Below are 14311 nucleotides of genomic sequence, written 5' to 3'. Positions count from 1 at the left end.
AGGTAATCGAACAAGCTTAGATGAATACCGGCGCGGGCCATGGATTCCAAGCCCGCCATTGCGACCGACACACGATTTCCGGGGGAAACCATGCCATATCGCGCTCCTGTCACTGATTACGAGTTCCTCATGGACAAGGTGGTCGGGTTCAAGGACGTCGCCGCAACCGAGAAATTCGCCGAGGCTTCCCCGGACGTGGTCAGCGCCATTCTGTCCGAGGCCGGCAAGATGTGCGAAGAGGTGATGGCCCCCCTGCAGCGCCCCGGCGATCTGCACCCCGCGCGGCTGGAGAACGGGATTTTGCGGACCTCTCCCGGCTATGCCGATGGCTGGAAGGCGATCGCCGAGGGCGGCTGGATCGGCATGAGCGGCGACCCGGAATATGGAGGCATGGGCCTGCCTATGACCGTGACCACCGCCGTGAACGAGATGATGAGCGCCGCCTGCCTGTCGCTGCAGCTGGCCCCGCTGATGAGCCAGGGTCAGATCGAGGCGCTGGAACACCACGCCAGCGAGGAGCTCAAGGCGCTGTACCTGCCCAAGCTGATGTCGGGCGAATGGTCGGGCACGATGAACCTGACCGAACCGCAGGCCGGGTCTGACGTTGGCGCGCTGACGTCCAAGGCCGAACCCAACGGCGATGGCACCTATTCGGTGACCGGGCAGAAGATCTACATCTCGTGGGGCGACAATGACTTCTGCGAGAATGTCTGCCATCTGGTTCTGGCCCGACTGCCCGATGGCGCGCCGGGGACCAAGGGGATCTCGTTGTTTCTGGTACCCAAGTACATCCCCGATGAAAACGGCAATCCGGGCGTGGCGAATGACCTGAAGGTGGTGTCGCTGGAACACAAGATGGGCCTGCATGGTTCGCCCACCTGCGTGATGCAGTATGACGGCGCCAAGGGCTGGCTGGTTGGCCAGGAACACAAAGGCATGGCCGCCATGTTCACCATGATGAACAACGCGCGCCTCGGTGTCGGCGGGCAGGGCGTGGGCGCGGCCGAGGGCGCCTATCAGCACGCGCTGGCCTATGCTCTGGAACGCAAGCAGGGCAAGACGCCCTCGGGCACGATCATCGATCATGCGGATGTGCGCCGGATGCTGATGGACATGCGGGCCGACCTGTTCGCCGCCCGTGCGATCATGCTGGCCAACGCCGCCGCCATCGACATGGCCAAGGCCACCGGCAACGCCGACTGGGCCGCGCGGGCGGCCCTGCTGACCCCGATCTGCAAGGCCTTCGGCACCCAGACCGGCATGCGCGTGTCCGAGACCGGCCTGCAGGTGCATGGCGGCATGGGATATATCGAGGAAACCGGCGCCGCGCAGTATTACCGCGATGTCCGCGTGACCGCGATCTACGAGGGGACCAACGGCATTCAGGCCATGGACCTTGTCGGCCGCAAGATGATGGACGGGGGCGAAGCCGCCGCCCGCCTGCTGGACGAGATCGAAGATCACGCCGAGCGCGCCCGCGCCACCGTGCCCGAGCTGGCCGGCCCGGTATGGGAGGCGACCGAAACCCTGCGCGAGGCGACCGAGTGGCTGGCGGCGCAAGAGGACATGAACAACCGCTTTGCCGGGGCCGTGGCCTATCTGAACGCCTTTGCCCGCGTGCTGGGCGCGCATTACCACCTGATCGCCGCTTTGGCCGATCCGGATGGTCCGCGCGCCAAGCTGGCGCGGTACTACATCACCGCGCGCCTGCCGGAATACGCGGGCCTGCTGGATCAAGCACAGATCGGGGCCAAAGACCTGTTCGCGCTCAGCGCTGACGAACTGGCTGCGTGATGGACGGCGCGCGGCCTCCGGCGTTTCGCCATCCCTGGCCCGAGCCGCCCGCGCCCGGACAGGCCACCGAGATCGCCGAGGGCGTGCTGTGGATGCGCCTGCCGCTGCCGATGGCGCTGGACCACGTCAACGTCTACGCGCTGGATGACGGAGATGGCTGGACGGTGGTCGACACCGGAATTTCATCCAAAAAGACGCGCGGCCTGTGGTCCGACCTGATGGCCGGGCCGCTTGCGGGCAAACCGGTGACTCGAGTGGTGGTTACGCATCACCACCCCGACCACGTCGGCAATGCCGGGTGGTTCCAGTCGGAGCACGGCGCCGATCTGGTCTCGAGCCGCACCGCATGGCTGTTTGCGCGAATGCTGACGCTGGACGTGCAGGAGAGCTGGCCGGAAGAGACGCTGGAGTTCTACCGCAGCGCCGGCATGGCCCCCGAGATCCTGGCCAAGCGCATGTCCGAGCGGCCCTTCAATTTTGCCGACACGGTCTATCCGATGCCTCTGGGCTTTGTCCGCATCAAGCAGGGCGACGTGATCCGCATGGGCGGGCGGGACTGGGACGTGCATATGGGCAATGGCCATGCCCCCGAACACGCCACGTTCTGGAGCCGCGACGACAACCTGGTGATCTCGGGCGACCAGATCCTCAGTTCGATCAGCCCGAACCTGGGCGTCTATGCCACCGAGCCGATGGCCGACCCGGTGTCCGACTGGCTGGAGGCCTGCGAGCGCCTGCAAGCGTTGTCGCGGCCTGATCAGGTGGTGCTGCCGGGGCACAAGCTGCCCTTCGTCGGTCTGCCGATCCGCATGAAACAACTGATCGAGAACCATCACAGCGCTCTTGCACGCCTGCTGGACGATCTGGATGCGCCCAAGGCGGCGTCGGATTGTTTCGTGACCCTGTTCAAACGTCCCATCCGCGACGGCGAATACGGTCTTGCGCTGGTCGAGGCGGTTGCGCATCTGAACCATCTTTATCACACTGGAGCCGTGACCCGGGCGCGCCGAGAGGACGGCGCATGGGTGTATCAGCGCAAAGGTTGAAACGATGCAGGACAAGATCGAAACCTCGGCCGAGGCCGCCGAAGCGGCGGCTCTGCCCCGGTGCTATGAGGTGCATGCCGACCCGGACAGCACGTCGGGCACCAAGGATCTGCCCGAACCCCTGCGCCAGCCGGTCGACAGCAAAAGCCCCGCCCAATGGGCGTATGAGCGGCTGATCCTGTACATCCAGAACTTTGAACAGACCCTCGATGCCGATCACGAGGTCGCCATGGGCTTTACCGGCGGTGACGCCGGGGTGATGCGGATCGAGGGGATGGGATATTTCGACCCCGACGTGATCACTTTCTACGGCTCGGACGGTTCGGGCGCACGCACCCAGCTGGTGCAGCATGTCAGCCAGCTGAACGTCATGCTGCGCGCCCTGCCCAAAACGGTCGAGGACAAGCCCGCCAACCGGATCGGCTTCCGCCTCGCGGCCAAGCTTGAGGAAAGCTGAGCGTCACGCTTGCAATTCACATCTGCGCGGCCTTGAATGAATTCAGCATTCAAAGGGGGCCGGCGTGTCACATTTCTCAACCGTAACAGATGCCTATCGCGGGGCCTGGGCCCGACGCCGAACCTTTGTTCCCATCTATCTGGCGGTGCGGCTGCTGCTGATTGCGCTGATCGCGCCCGGCGTCGCCTTCACCGTGAGCCTGGCGGTGATGCTGTCCGACCAAACAGCGCTGACCGATCAGGACATCGCGATGTTCATCCTGTCACCGGTTGGTTTCGTGGCGGCGGTGGTCATTCTGGGCCTGTTCCTGTTGGCCGAGGTGTTCGTCTTTTCGGTCATGGCCGGATCGCTCAGGATGGGCGAGAGCGACCCGTGGAGGGCCGGCGGGTCGGCGCTGCGATTGATCCTGTCGCGCCTGCCGACGCTGTTTTCCTTCGCGGTGCGCTTCATTCTGCGGGTGCTTGTTCTGGCGGTGCCCTTCGTGGCGGTCGCGGGCCTGATCGCGTGGTGGACGCTGACCGAATACGACATCAACTATTATCTGACCTTCCATCCGCCCGCGTTCCAGGTGGCCGTCGCACTGATCGGGTTGGTGGTGCTGGCCTTGGCCTGGGTGCTGATCCGCCGCCTGTCGGCCTGGGCGCTGGCCCTGCATCTGGTGCTGTTCGAGGGAATTGCGCCCTCGGACGCCTTTGCCGAAAGCGCCCGCCGAATGGAGGGCAAACGCGGCCGGTTGAAGATCGAACTGGCGCTGTGGCTGGTCGTACGTCTGGCGATCGCTGCGCTGATTGCCGCCGTGGCCAGCCTGTTGTTCCACCTTGTACCTCTCGAACAGGGCACGAACCTGCGGTTTGCCCTGACGCTCAGTCTGCTGGTGGCCGGGCTGTGGTCTTTGGCCGGATTGGTGCTGGCGGCGGTGGCGCTGGGCGCGCTGGCGGTTCTGCTGGATGCATTTTTTGAGCCCCGGGCGGCAGAGCTTCCTCACCCCGAGGCCGGAAACCTGCGCGCCCCGGTTCTGGTGACCGTCGCCGCGGCCGTTGTGGCCCTGTTGGCCGGGATCTGGTTCAGCCAGGACGTGCTGGACCAGATTTCGGCACCCGATCATGCTGACGTAATCGGTCACCGGGGCGCTGCGGCGCTGCGGCCGGAAAACACGATGGCTGCGGTGTTGAAAGCCATTGAGGACGGTGCTGACTGGGTCGAGATCGACGTTCAGGAAAGCGCCGACGGCGAGGTGATCGTGGCCCATGACAGCGACTTCATGAAGCTGGGCGGGGTCAACCTGAAAGTCTGGGATGCCACGATGGAGGATGTGGGGCAGATCGATATCGGCAGCTGGTTCGACCCCGAATATGCCGATCAGCGCACTCCGACCCTGCGCGAGGTTCTGGAGGCCGCGAAGGGCAAATCCAAGGTCATCATCGAACTGAAATACTATGGCCATGACGTGGATCTGGAAAACCGCGTGGCCGCCATCGTCGAAGAGTTTGGGATGGAGCAGGACATCGCTACGATGTCGCTCAAATACCCGGCGGTGCAGAAGATGAAAGCGTTGCGCCCGGACTGGCGCGCCGGCGTTCTGGCTGCCACGGCGGTGGGCGATCTGACCGGGCTGGAGGGCGATTTCGTCGCGGTGAATGCCGGGATGGTCACGCCCGGGTTGATCCGCTCGGTCCATGACGCGGGCAAGGATATCTATGTCTGGACGGTGAATGACCCGCTGCAGATGTCGTCGATGGCCTCGATGGGTGTCGACGGTCTGATCACCGACCGCCCCGCAATGGCGCGTGAAGTGCTACGTGTCCGCGCCGAGATGGAGCCGGGCGAGCGGCTGCTGCTGTGGTTGGCCACGACCTTCGGCTTGTCGGTCGATACCGAGGCGATGCGCGATGCAAGCCCCTAGCTTCGGTCTTTTGCTTGCCTGCCTTGCCGGGTCGGCTTCGGCGCAGGATCTGATGCGCGGCGTCGAGATTCCCGCGCATCGGGCTTTGATCGCGCAGTCGGTTGGGCAACCATTGAGCGCGTTTGAAACCGATGGCTGCTCGGGCGGCATGTCGTCCAGCTGGCGGCTGGTGGCAGAGACCTTTCCCAGATTTCGCGCGGTTTACGAAAGCCATCCGCCGTGGGAATCCTGCTGCGTGACTCATGATCGCGCGTATCACACCGCCGGGGGCGCCACGTCCGCCGACGCCAGTTTCGACGCCCGGCTGGAGGCTGACCGCGCCCTGCGCGCCTGCGTCAAGGAATTCGGGGCCGTGCATGCGCAGGACTATGCAACGCAATACGACATGACGCCCGAGCAGGTGACGTCGGCCATGTCGATCACCGCCGAGGCGATGTTCATGGCCGTCCGATTCGGAGGTGGTCCCTGCACCGGCCTGCCGTGGCGGTGGGGCTTCGGGTATCCCGGCTGCTCGGTTTTTGCCACCGATGAGGCTGCGGCCGACTGAACTCGGGCACCTGCGCGCGATTGACGTCGTGACAGGCCGGAAAATATGATTTATCCAAATCGGCAAACACGCGAATTGGGAATCTTTCGAAATGGCTGAACACAAGCACGGCGAGATGGACATCACCGTCCAGACCAAAACCTTCAACGGGTTCATCAAATTCACCACCTACAGCGTCGTGGTGATCTGCTTCATTGCCCTGTTTCTTGCGATCTTTGGGGCATAAGCCGGACTGACGGGTCATGTTTCGCATCTTGATTGCCTGCCTGCTGGCAGTAACCGTCGCAGGCTGTGCCACGTCGCAGCGCCCTCAGGCCGACCAGTCCGAGATCGTTGCGCGATCCTACCGTGACCCGGGCCCCTCAACGCTGACCCTGTACACGATGATCAACACGCGTACGGGGTCTGGCGCGCATACCTCGCTGATGATCAGCGCCAGCGAGCGGGTAATTTTCGACCCCGCCGGGTCGTTCCGCGCCGACGTGGTGCCGATCAAGGATGACGTGCTGTATGGCATCACCCCCGCGGTCGAGCGTGCCTATCGCAGCTCGCACGCACGCGAAACGCATTATGCGCGCATCCAGACCATCCAGGTGACCCCCCAGCAGGCCGAGATCGCCTATCAGCTGGCCAAGCAGTCCGGACCGGTTCCGGGCGCCTACTGCGCCCACTCGACTGCTCGGCTGCTGCAGCAGGTTCCCGGGTTCGAGCAGATCCAGACCACCTTCTACCCGGTCAAGTTGTCCGATCAGTTCGGGCAGATTCCGGGGGTCGTCACGACCGAATATCGTGAAAACGACAGCGCCGATCTGCAGGCCGGTCTGGCGGCCAACAACGCCGCGCTCAACCAGCTGGAAGCGGCTTCAACCAACTAGGTACAGCAGACCATACAGCGTGCCGGCCCCGGCAAAGATGGCGGCCAGCACGTTCTTGGTGATCAACCCGACGCTCAGGGCAACCACGGCCGAGGCCATGCGCGGCAGGTCCGGCTGGCCCTCGGTGGCCGTGGGCCACATGACCAGAGGGGCAATCAGGGCCGGCAGGGTGGCCACCGCCGTATAGCGCAGATGCCGCAGCAACCATGGCGGCAACGGACGGTCTCCGACAAAGCCGATGAACACGAAGCGCAGGGCATAGCTTCCGATCGCCAGCCCGACGATGATCGTCCAGACCGTTGTCTGATCGGGGGTGGTCATGACGCTACCTTTCTGCGTTCCAGCATCACTTCGGCCTGCGCACCGGCCATCATGCCCGCGCAGCCCGCGATCAGCAGGCCAAGATTGTAGGGGATTGCCACGCATAGCAGCGACACGACGATGGCGACCAGAGCCGCGACCACATGGGCCGGAGTGCGCATCATCGGGCCGATCATGGCCAGAAAGGTGATTGGCAGCGCGAAGTCCAGTGCCCAGCTATCCGGGATCTGCGTTCCCAGGTAGGCCCCAATAAAGGTGGCCAGTACCCACATGGGCACCAGAGGCGAAACCGACCCCATGAAATAGGTCATACGCTGCGGAACCGACATGTCCGGTTCCTTTTCGAACTGGACGATCGAGCAGGCATAGGATTGGTCGACCGTAAGATAGGCGGCAAAGGCCCGTTGCCACAGGGGCGCCGCGCCCAGATAAGGCGTCAACGACGCCGAATACATGGCCATCCGCAGGTTCACGGCCAGTGCCGAAACCAGAATGATGGCCGTGGGTGTGCCGTCCTGCAGCAGTTGCAGCGATGCAAACTGCGCGGCCCCCGCAAAGACGGCTGCGGTGAACACCATGGTCTGCAGAATGCTCAGGCCCGCCTCGGTCGCGAAGACGCCGAACAGGGTGCCGAAGGGCACCGCCACAAAGATGAACGGGGTCCCGTCGCGAAAACCCTGCCAATAGTATGACTTGGATGTGGAGGTTGCCATGGCTAGATCCTATGGTGGTCTGCGCAGCAGTAGCGGGTCAGAGAGAGGGTTGCAATTGGCCACCGAAGTAGATCTGTCGGAATACATCATCGCCCCCGATCCCGGCGCGGCGCGGTTGACCCGTGCGGTCGAGGGGGTGGACCAGAACGGCGAGGTCAGCCGCATCTCGGTGGTCGAGGAGCGCCCGCTGACGATCTTTCTCAATTCGCAAGAGATCGTGACGGCCATGACCATTGGCGATTACCCTGAATATCTGGCGCTGGGATTTTTGCGAAACCAGGGCATGTTGCGCCCCGATGACGAGATCACGCGTGTGGATTACGATGACGATCTGGAAACCGTGGTGGTGCGCACGGCCCGCGAAACGTCCTATGAGGACAAGCTGAAGAAAAAGACTCGCACCAGCGGCTGCGCGGTGGGCACGGTGTTCGGCGACATGATGGAGGGGCTGGAGGGCGTGCGCCTGCCACAGGTTCAGGTGCGCACCTCGTGGCTGTATGATCTGGCGGCCAAGATCAACCGCACGCCGTCGCTGTACCTGCAGGCCGGGGCGATCCACGGCACGGTTCTGTGCCATCAGAGCCGCCCGCTGGTCTATATGGAGGACGTGGGCCGCCACAACGCGGTGGACAAGATCGCCGGCTGGATGTTGTCCGAAGGCGAGGCGGCCGGCGACAAGATCCTGTACACCACCGGACGGCTGACCTCGGAAATGGTGATCAAGACGGCGATTATGGGCATCCCGGTTCTGGCCTCGCGGTCGGGCTTCACCGCCTGGGGCGTCGAAATCGCGCGCGAGGTCGGCCTGACCCTGATCGGCCGGATGCGCGGCCAACGTTTCGTCTGCCTGTCTGGCGAGGACCGGCTGCTGCGCGACGTGGACCCGGCCACCGTGCCGGTCGAGGACAGGAAGCATCGAAGGAAAAGCGCCAATGGGAGTTGAAGTATCACGACCCCTCGGCGTCATACTGGCCGGAGGTCTGGCCACGCGGATGGGCGGCGGCGACAAGGGGTTGCTGCACCTGGGCGGGCAAAGCCTGCTGGCGCATGTGATCGACCGGCTGGCGCCGCAGGTGGCCGGGCTGGCGCTGAACGCCAACGGCGATCCGGCGCGGTTTGCCGATCTTGGCCTGCCGGTCCTGCCGGACACTATTGCGGGTTACGCCGGGCCGTTGGCGGGCGTTCTGGCCGGGTTGGATTGGGCGGCGGGGCAGGGTGCTGATTGCATCGTCACCGCTGCTGCCGACACGCCGTTCTTCCCGCGCGATCTGGTCGATCGGCTGCTGCAGGCGGCGCAGGGGCAGGCTCATCCGCTGGTTTTGGCCACCACGCCGCGCACCGGTGAAAAGGCGCTGAAATCGGGCGGTGGCCGCCGGGTCAATCGGCACCCGACCTTTGGCCTGTGGCCCGTGGCGCTGCGCGATGACCTGCGGGCGGCGCTGAACGACGGGCTGCGCAAGGTGGTCCTGTGGACCGACCGCCATGACGGGCGCGAGGCGCTGTTTCCGGCCGACCCGTTCGATCCGTTCTTCAACGTCAACACGCCCGAAGATCTGATCCAGGCGCAGAAACTGTTGGAGCAGGCATGAAGGTCTACGGCGTTACCGGTTGGAAGAATGCGGGCAAGACCGGACTGATGGAGCGGCTGGTGGCCGAGATCACCGGGCGCGGGTTCCGTGTCTCGACCGTCAAACACGCTCACCACGCGGTTGACGTGGACCAGCCGGGCACCGACAGCCACCGCCACCGAACCGCCGGGGCGTCCGAGGTCCTGCTGGCATCCAGCCGCCGCATCGCGTTGATGCAAGAGCTGCGCGGCGCGCCCGAGCCGCCGTTGGACGACCTTCTGGCGCGCCTGTCGCCGGTCGATCTGGTGTTGGTCGAGGGGTACAAGCGTGCGCGCCACCCCAAGGTCGAGGCCGTTCGCGCCCAGCCCGGAAACCCGCTGATTGCCGTTGACGATCCGACGATCCGCGCGGTGGCCAGCGACGCGCCGCTGGATCTGGACCGTCCGGTTTTTGATCTGAACGACACGCCTGCCATTGCCGATTTCATCTTGGCCGAGGTCGGCTTGGGGCCGCGGCCCAGCCCCTGACTATGCCCGAGGACCGGACCATGCCGAAGATTGCGCCTCCACCGCTGAAAAACGACTGTTTCGCCCTGCCGCCGGGGGTCGAATGGACTCCGGTCGCCGACGCGCTGGCCCTGTTGCGCGACCGGTTGCACCCGGTGGCCGGTGTCGAGACCCTGCCCGTTGGTCAATCCTGCGGGCGTGTTCTGGCGCAGGACGTGATCGCGCAACGGTCGAATCCGCCGCTGCCCAACACGGCGGTGGACGGGTACGGCTTCGCCGGTGGTCGACCCGAGGGCCCGCAAATCCTGCCGCTGGCCGAGGGGCGCGCGGCGGCGGGTGTACCCTTTGCGGGGGCCGTGCCGGAGGGGCAGGCGCTGCGCGTTCTGACCGGCGCGCCGCTGCCCGAGGGCGTGGATACCGTCATTCTGGAAGAGGACGTGACCGTGCAAGACGGCCACATCGCCTTCAACGGGCCTTTGAAGGCCGGCGCCAATACGCGCAAGGCGGGCGAAGACGTGCAGGCCGACGCCTTGGCTCTGCCTGCCGGGCGACGCCTGACACCCGCCGATCTGGCGCTGCTGTCGGCGGTGGGCGTGGCCGAGGTCCCGGTCCGCAGCCCCTTGCGTGTGGGGGTTCTGTCCACCGGCGATGAATTGCGTGATCCGGGTCAGGCCGCGGGGCCGGGTCAGATCTATGATGCAAACCGCCCGATGCTGCTGGCGATGCTGCAACGGATGGGCTTTGTGCCGGTCGATCTGGGCCGCGTGGGCGACGACCGGGCCGCGCTGCGGGACCGGCTGGACCAGGCCGCGCAACAGACCGACGCGATCCTGACCAGCGGCGGCGCTTCGGCGGGGGACGAGGATCATGTCTCGGCCCTGCTTCGCGCGACGGGGGCCTTGCAGGAATGGCGCATCGCGCTGAAACCGGGCCGCCCGCTGGCGCTGGGCCTGTGGCAGGGCACGCCTGTGTTCGGCCTGCCGGGCAATCCGGTGGCGGCGATGGTCTGCACTCTGATCTTTGCCCGGCCCGCGCTGGGGTTGATGGCGGGCGAGGGGTGGCAGCAGCCGCAGGGCTATGACCTGCCCGCCGGGTTCGCCAAGCGCAAGAAACCGGGCCGCCGTGAATACCTGCGCGCCCGGGTCCGCGACGGCCGGGTCGAGGTGTTCCACTCGGAAGGGTCGGGTCGCATCAGCGGGCTCAGCTGGGCCGAAGGGCTGGTCGAACTGCCGGACGGCCCGCTGGACATCCAGCCCGGAGACCCGGTTCGCTTCATACCCTATGGCAGTTTCGGCCTGTGACGGTTTCGGTCTCGCGCGGGTTTTCCCCCGATGAGCGCGCGCGGGCAGCGGAGCTGTTCTGGCAGGCGTTCTCGGGCAAACTATCGCGCGTGATGGGTCCGGACGCGCGCGGGCTGGCCTTTTTCGAACGGGTGCTGAACCCAGAATTCGCCCTGGTGGCTCGGGATGCGGATGGGCGGATGCTGGCGCTGGCCGGGTACAAGACCCGCGACGGTGGGCTGACGCAGGGCGGGCTGGCGGATCTGGCCCGGGTCTATGGCTGGTTCGGTGCCCTATGGCGGGGCCTGATCCTGAGCGTTCTGGAGCGCGACCTGAAGCCGGGCGTGTTCCAGATGGATGGCATATGCGTGGCAGCCGAGGCGCGCGGGCAGGGTGTCGGGACCCTGTTACTGGGGGCGATCAAGGACGAAGCGCAGAGGCTGGGCATGCACGAGGTGCACCTGGACGTGATCGACACCAACCCGCGCGCGCGTATCCTGTACGAGCGTGAAGGGTTTCAGGTGATCGGGCAGGACCGTACCGGCCCGTTCAAACACCTGCTCGGCTTTAGTTCGGCTACGAAAATGCGTTGGGTCGTGACCGACGGTGGCTAGTCGAAGGTCCCGGCCACTCGACCCAGCAGCATGAAGGCGCGCGCCGTGCGCGTGTCGCCCAAGGCGGTCAGGTCGGCGTCGCTGGCCACAGGTTCGAATTCGACGATCATGGTGTCGAAGCGGCGCAGGAAGTGATGCACCGCATCGCGAAAGATCGGGTCCTGTTTCATCCGCGCCGAGGTCAGCGCCAGGCACGACCGGTCGCGGATGCCGCCCAAAGCAGCGACCGCACGCCCACGTTCGCCCTTGGCGAACTGGCGCCAGACCTCGGGGCGGGCCATGTCCGGGCGCAGGTCGTCCATGTAGATGCCTTCCTGGCTGAGCAGGGTCAGCACGTCCTCGGCGGCCTGTACCAGTTGCGCGGTCTTGCGGTCCTTCATCGCGCGGCGCAGGGCGTTGAAGCCTTCGGTATCCTCGGCGGTTTCGGGAAAGTTCAGCGCACGGATGAAAATGTCGGTGGGCAGAGGAGTCGGTATCTCCTCGGGCGGAGTGCCCAGTTCCAACGAGGTCTGGCCCGAGGGTGCCGCAGGTCTTGCCAGCGGCGCAAGATCCCGCCGCTTGCTGGAGAACGTGGCCAGCGTGCTTTGGGTGTGCCGGGCAGCCGCGGCGATTTCATCCAGTTTCCGGGCCACCGCGGGTTCGTAGGTGCTGGCCGACCGCTGTTGCTGCGATACATAGGCTTGGCGGATCGCGTCGATTGCGGTCTGCAGCCGGGCGCTCTCTTCGCGCATGATGCGACTGGCGCGCATGGCCAACGCCGCGACCCAGATCATCGCCACCGGCATGAAAACCGCAAGCAGCATCACGATGAAACCGCCGGCCTGCGTCTGCTCGGGCAGCACCAGAAAGACCACGGCCACCACCAGCCAGATCAGGCTGAGGGCCGCGGCCGCAATCTCGATCCCGGTGACGCTGGGTCGGCCCGGACGGTCATAGATGCCCAGCCAGGTGGGGCGTTTGCTGTCCGGATCAGGGTCTTGGCCCGACATGACGCGCTCCGATCAGGCGTAGTGGATGCTCAGCACTTCGTACGAGCGCACGCCGCCGGGGGTGCGCACTTCGACGCTGTCGCCTTCTTCCTTGCCGATCAGGGCGCGGGCGATGGGCGATTTGATGTTCAGCAGGCCCTTTTCGATATTGGCCTCATGCTCGCCCACGATCTGCCAAGTCTTTTCCTCGTCGGTGTCCTCGTCGACCAGGGTGACCTTGGCGCCGAACTTGATCGCGCCCGACAGTTTGGTCGGGTCAATCACCTCGGCCAGCGAGAGCACGCCTTCCAGTTCCTTGATGCGGCCTTCGATGAAGCCCTGTTTTTCGCGGGCCGAGTGGTATTCGGCGTTTTCCTTCAGGTCGCCCAGTTCGCGCGCCGAGGCGATGGCCTCGATGATGGCGGGGCGTTCAACGGACTTGAGTTGCTTGAGCTCTGCCTCGAGCGCGGCAAAGCCCGCGGGCGTCATGGGGATCTTTTCCATATCTTCTTTTTTCCACGCACAAATTGAGTCGCCCCGCCGCATGAGACCAGCGTCGGGGCGAAAGATGGGTTGGCAATTACCTGACCCAAATATGGCGTGAAATGCAAGAGGCCAAGGGGTTTGGCCCCTGCAATCCGCAACTTAACGCCGTCGGGGCGGTGGGGGTCTCCGATTGTGCCGGTGCCCCAGCAGATCACCGCGTTTCCAGCGATGCGCTTCGGCGCCGAACCAGAGCATCTCAATCATATTGAACCACCTCGAATTCGATGCCGTTGTCATCGTCGAAATAGAACCGGCGGCCGGGCTCATAGTCGGCGTGGTTGTGCGGCTCGAAGCCCGCGGCGCGGACCTTGGCCTCGGTCGCGTCGATGTCCTCGACCAGCACGCCCACATGGTTCAGCCCGCCGACTATGTCATAGCTGCTTTCGCCCGACGGTTTCGGGTCGGCCGGGGCGTAAAGCGCCAGATAGGTATGCGCGCTGCCCACATGCACGGTGTAGCCCCCCGCGATCGCCGGGCCCTCCCAGCGGGTCTTCCATCCGAATACGTCCTGCATCCAGGCGGCGGTCGCCTGCGGGTTGCGGACGGTGAAGTTCGTGTGTTCCAGCGTCGCCATCACGGGGTCTCCTTTTCATGTTCAGGCTTGTTTCGACTCACCGTAATTCCTAAACCTAACTTTAGCTCAAGAGATTTTTTCGGGAGGAGATCATGCCCGCATCCGAAGGCCTTTCCATCGGCGCGCTGGCGCGCCGCACGGGGTTGGCGGTGTCCGCCATCCGCTATTACGAGGCGCAGGGGTTGATTTCCCCCTGGCGCAATCCGGGCGGTCAGCGGCGGTATCAGCGCGCCGACATCCGTCGGCTGAGTTTCGTGATGATCGCCCAGCAGTTCGGCCTGACCCTGCCCGAAATCCGCGAGGTTTTGGCCGGGCTGCCCGACAACCGCACGCCCACGCCGGCGGATTGGAAAAAGATCAGCCAGGGCCTGCGCGCGCATCTGGACCAGCGAATCGACACTCTGCTGCGCCTGCGCGACAATCTGGACGGCTGCATCGGCTGTGGCTGCCTGAGCCTGCCGAAATGCGCGCTCTACAACCCAGACGACCGGGCCAAGGCGCATGGTAGCGGTCCCAGGTACCTGATGGGTGACGCGCCCGAGGGCTGATCTGCCGCATTGCAGCAATGTTACGCCGTGTTTTGATTGACCAAGGTCTTT

18 protein-coding genes are annotated in these 14311 nt (G+C 65.0%); 13 read left to right on the top strand and 5 right to left on the bottom strand.

Translation table 11 applies throughout. From position 1 onward, the window contains the following. Positions 1–90 precede the first annotated feature (90 nt). The 7 genes from AC2FNZ_RS01675 to AC2FNZ_RS01645 all read left to right on the top strand — a co-directional run bounded on the left by AC2FNZ_RS01675 (position 91) and on the right by AC2FNZ_RS01645 (position 6622). Positions 91–1794, top strand: coding sequence for an acyl-CoA dehydrogenase (locus tag AC2FNZ_RS01675; RefSeq protein WP_496839326.1), 1704 nt, complete (start codon positions 91–93; stop codon positions 1792–1794). After that, the gene (locus AC2FNZ_RS01670; RefSeq protein WP_496839324.1) at positions 1794–2840 is read left to right on the top strand and encodes an MBL fold metallo-hydrolase; all 1047 of its coding nucleotides are present in this window, start codon (positions 1794–1796) and stop codon (positions 2838–2840) included. Before AC2FNZ_RS01675 ends, AC2FNZ_RS01670 begins: the two co-directional genes overlap by 1 nt. Positions 2841–2844: 4 nt before the next feature. Then, positions 2845–3297: a DUF6173 family protein gene (locus AC2FNZ_RS01665; RefSeq protein ID WP_170342276.1), complete on the top strand. Its 453-nt coding sequence runs from the start codon at positions 2845–2847 to the stop codon at positions 3295–3297. Positions 3298–3361: 64 nt separating this feature from the next. Beyond that, complete coding sequence (locus AC2FNZ_RS01660) at positions 3362–5200, top strand: glycerophosphodiester phosphodiesterase family protein (protein WP_496839323.1); 1839 nt, start codon at positions 3362–3364, stop codon at positions 5198–5200. Then, positions 5187–5747, top strand: a complete 561-nt coding sequence (locus tag AC2FNZ_RS01655) for a hypothetical protein (protein WP_496839322.1) — start codon at positions 5187–5189, stop codon at positions 5745–5747. Before AC2FNZ_RS01660 ends, AC2FNZ_RS01655 begins: the two co-directional genes overlap by 14 nt. A gap of 91 nt (positions 5748–5838) precedes the next feature. After that, positions 5839–5973 (top strand): aa3-type cytochrome c oxidase subunit IV, encoded by a 135-nt coding sequence (locus AC2FNZ_RS01650; protein WP_093963530.1) that lies wholly within the window; start codon positions 5839–5841, stop codon positions 5971–5973. Positions 5974–5989: 16 nt separating this feature from the next. Next, the gene (locus AC2FNZ_RS01645; RefSeq protein ID WP_496839321.1) at positions 5990–6622 is read left to right on the top strand and encodes a hypothetical protein; all 633 of its coding nucleotides are present in this window, start codon (positions 5990–5992) and stop codon (positions 6620–6622) included. Here the strand turns inward: AC2FNZ_RS01645 and AC2FNZ_RS01640 are convergent. Then, positions 6611–6943: an AzlD domain-containing protein gene (locus AC2FNZ_RS01640; protein WP_496839320.1), complete on the bottom strand. Its 333-nt coding sequence runs from the start codon at positions 6941–6943 to the stop codon at positions 6611–6613. The two genes, AC2FNZ_RS01645 and AC2FNZ_RS01640, sit on opposite strands and share 12 nt — an antisense overlap. After that, entirely contained in the window at positions 6940–7656 is a 717-nt protein-coding gene (locus AC2FNZ_RS01635; protein ID WP_170365451.1) for an AzlC family ABC transporter permease, read from the bottom strand. The genes AC2FNZ_RS01640 and AC2FNZ_RS01635 overlap by 4 nt, the downstream gene beginning before the upstream one ends. Here AC2FNZ_RS01635 and AC2FNZ_RS01630 point away from each other — a divergent pair. The 5 genes from AC2FNZ_RS01630 to AC2FNZ_RS01610 are packed head-to-tail and all read left to right on the top strand — an operon-like array spanning position 7655 to position 11624. Next, a complete protein-coding gene (locus AC2FNZ_RS01630) occupies positions 7655–8599 on the top strand; it encodes a formate dehydrogenase accessory sulfurtransferase FdhD (protein ID WP_496839319.1) in 945 nt (314 codons plus the stop codon). The genes AC2FNZ_RS01635 and AC2FNZ_RS01630 overlap by 2 nt on opposite strands. Then, on the top strand, positions 8589–9245 hold the full coding sequence (gene mobA, locus AC2FNZ_RS01625; RefSeq protein WP_496839318.1) for a molybdenum cofactor guanylyltransferase MobA: 657 nt from the start codon (positions 8589–8591) through the stop codon (positions 9243–9245). The genes AC2FNZ_RS01630 and mobA overlap by 11 nt, the downstream gene beginning before the upstream one ends. After that, positions 9242–9751: a molybdopterin-guanine dinucleotide biosynthesis protein B gene (mobB, locus tag AC2FNZ_RS01620; protein ID WP_496839317.1), complete on the top strand. Its 510-nt coding sequence runs from the start codon at positions 9242–9244 to the stop codon at positions 9749–9751. Before mobA ends, mobB begins: the two co-directional genes overlap by 4 nt. A gap of 20 nt (positions 9752–9771) precedes the next feature. Next, positions 9772–11031 carry a molybdopterin-binding protein gene (locus AC2FNZ_RS01615; RefSeq protein WP_496839316.1) on the top strand — a complete coding sequence of 420 codons (1260 nt, stop codon included), beginning with the start codon at positions 9772–9774 and terminating at the stop codon, positions 11029–11031. After that, a complete protein-coding gene (locus AC2FNZ_RS01610) occupies positions 11028–11624 on the top strand; it encodes a GNAT family N-acetyltransferase (protein ID WP_496839315.1) in 597 nt (198 codons plus the stop codon). Before AC2FNZ_RS01615 ends, AC2FNZ_RS01610 begins: the two co-directional genes overlap by 4 nt. Here AC2FNZ_RS01610 and AC2FNZ_RS01605 read toward each other — a convergent pair. From AC2FNZ_RS01605 to AC2FNZ_RS01595, 3 genes are all read right to left on the bottom strand, one after another. Further along, on the bottom strand, positions 11621–12613 hold the full coding sequence (locus AC2FNZ_RS01605; protein WP_496839314.1) for a hypothetical protein: 993 nt from the start codon (positions 12611–12613) through the stop codon (positions 11621–11623). The two genes, AC2FNZ_RS01610 and AC2FNZ_RS01605, sit on opposite strands and share 4 nt — an antisense overlap. A 12-nt stretch (positions 12614–12625) precedes the next feature. Then, positions 12626–13096: a transcription elongation factor GreA gene (gene greA / locus AC2FNZ_RS01600; RefSeq protein WP_005978981.1), complete on the bottom strand. Its 471-nt coding sequence runs from the start codon at positions 13094–13096 to the stop codon at positions 12626–12628. Between the two features lie 238 nt (positions 13097–13334). Further along, positions 13335–13715, bottom strand: a complete 381-nt coding sequence (locus AC2FNZ_RS01595) for a VOC family protein (RefSeq protein WP_005978983.1) — start codon at positions 13713–13715, stop codon at positions 13335–13337. Between the two features lie 89 nt (positions 13716–13804). Between AC2FNZ_RS01595 and soxR the strand changes: the two genes are divergently transcribed. Then, positions 13805–14260, top strand: a complete 456-nt coding sequence (soxR, locus tag AC2FNZ_RS01590) for a redox-sensitive transcriptional activator SoxR (RefSeq protein ID WP_005978985.1) — start codon at positions 13805–13807, stop codon at positions 14258–14260. The last annotated feature ends 51 nt before the right edge of the window (positions 14261–14311 follow it).

The organism is Ruegeria sp. SAZA006 (genome assembly GCF_059613465.1).
This window is presented reverse-complemented; position numbering and strand designations above follow the sequence as displayed.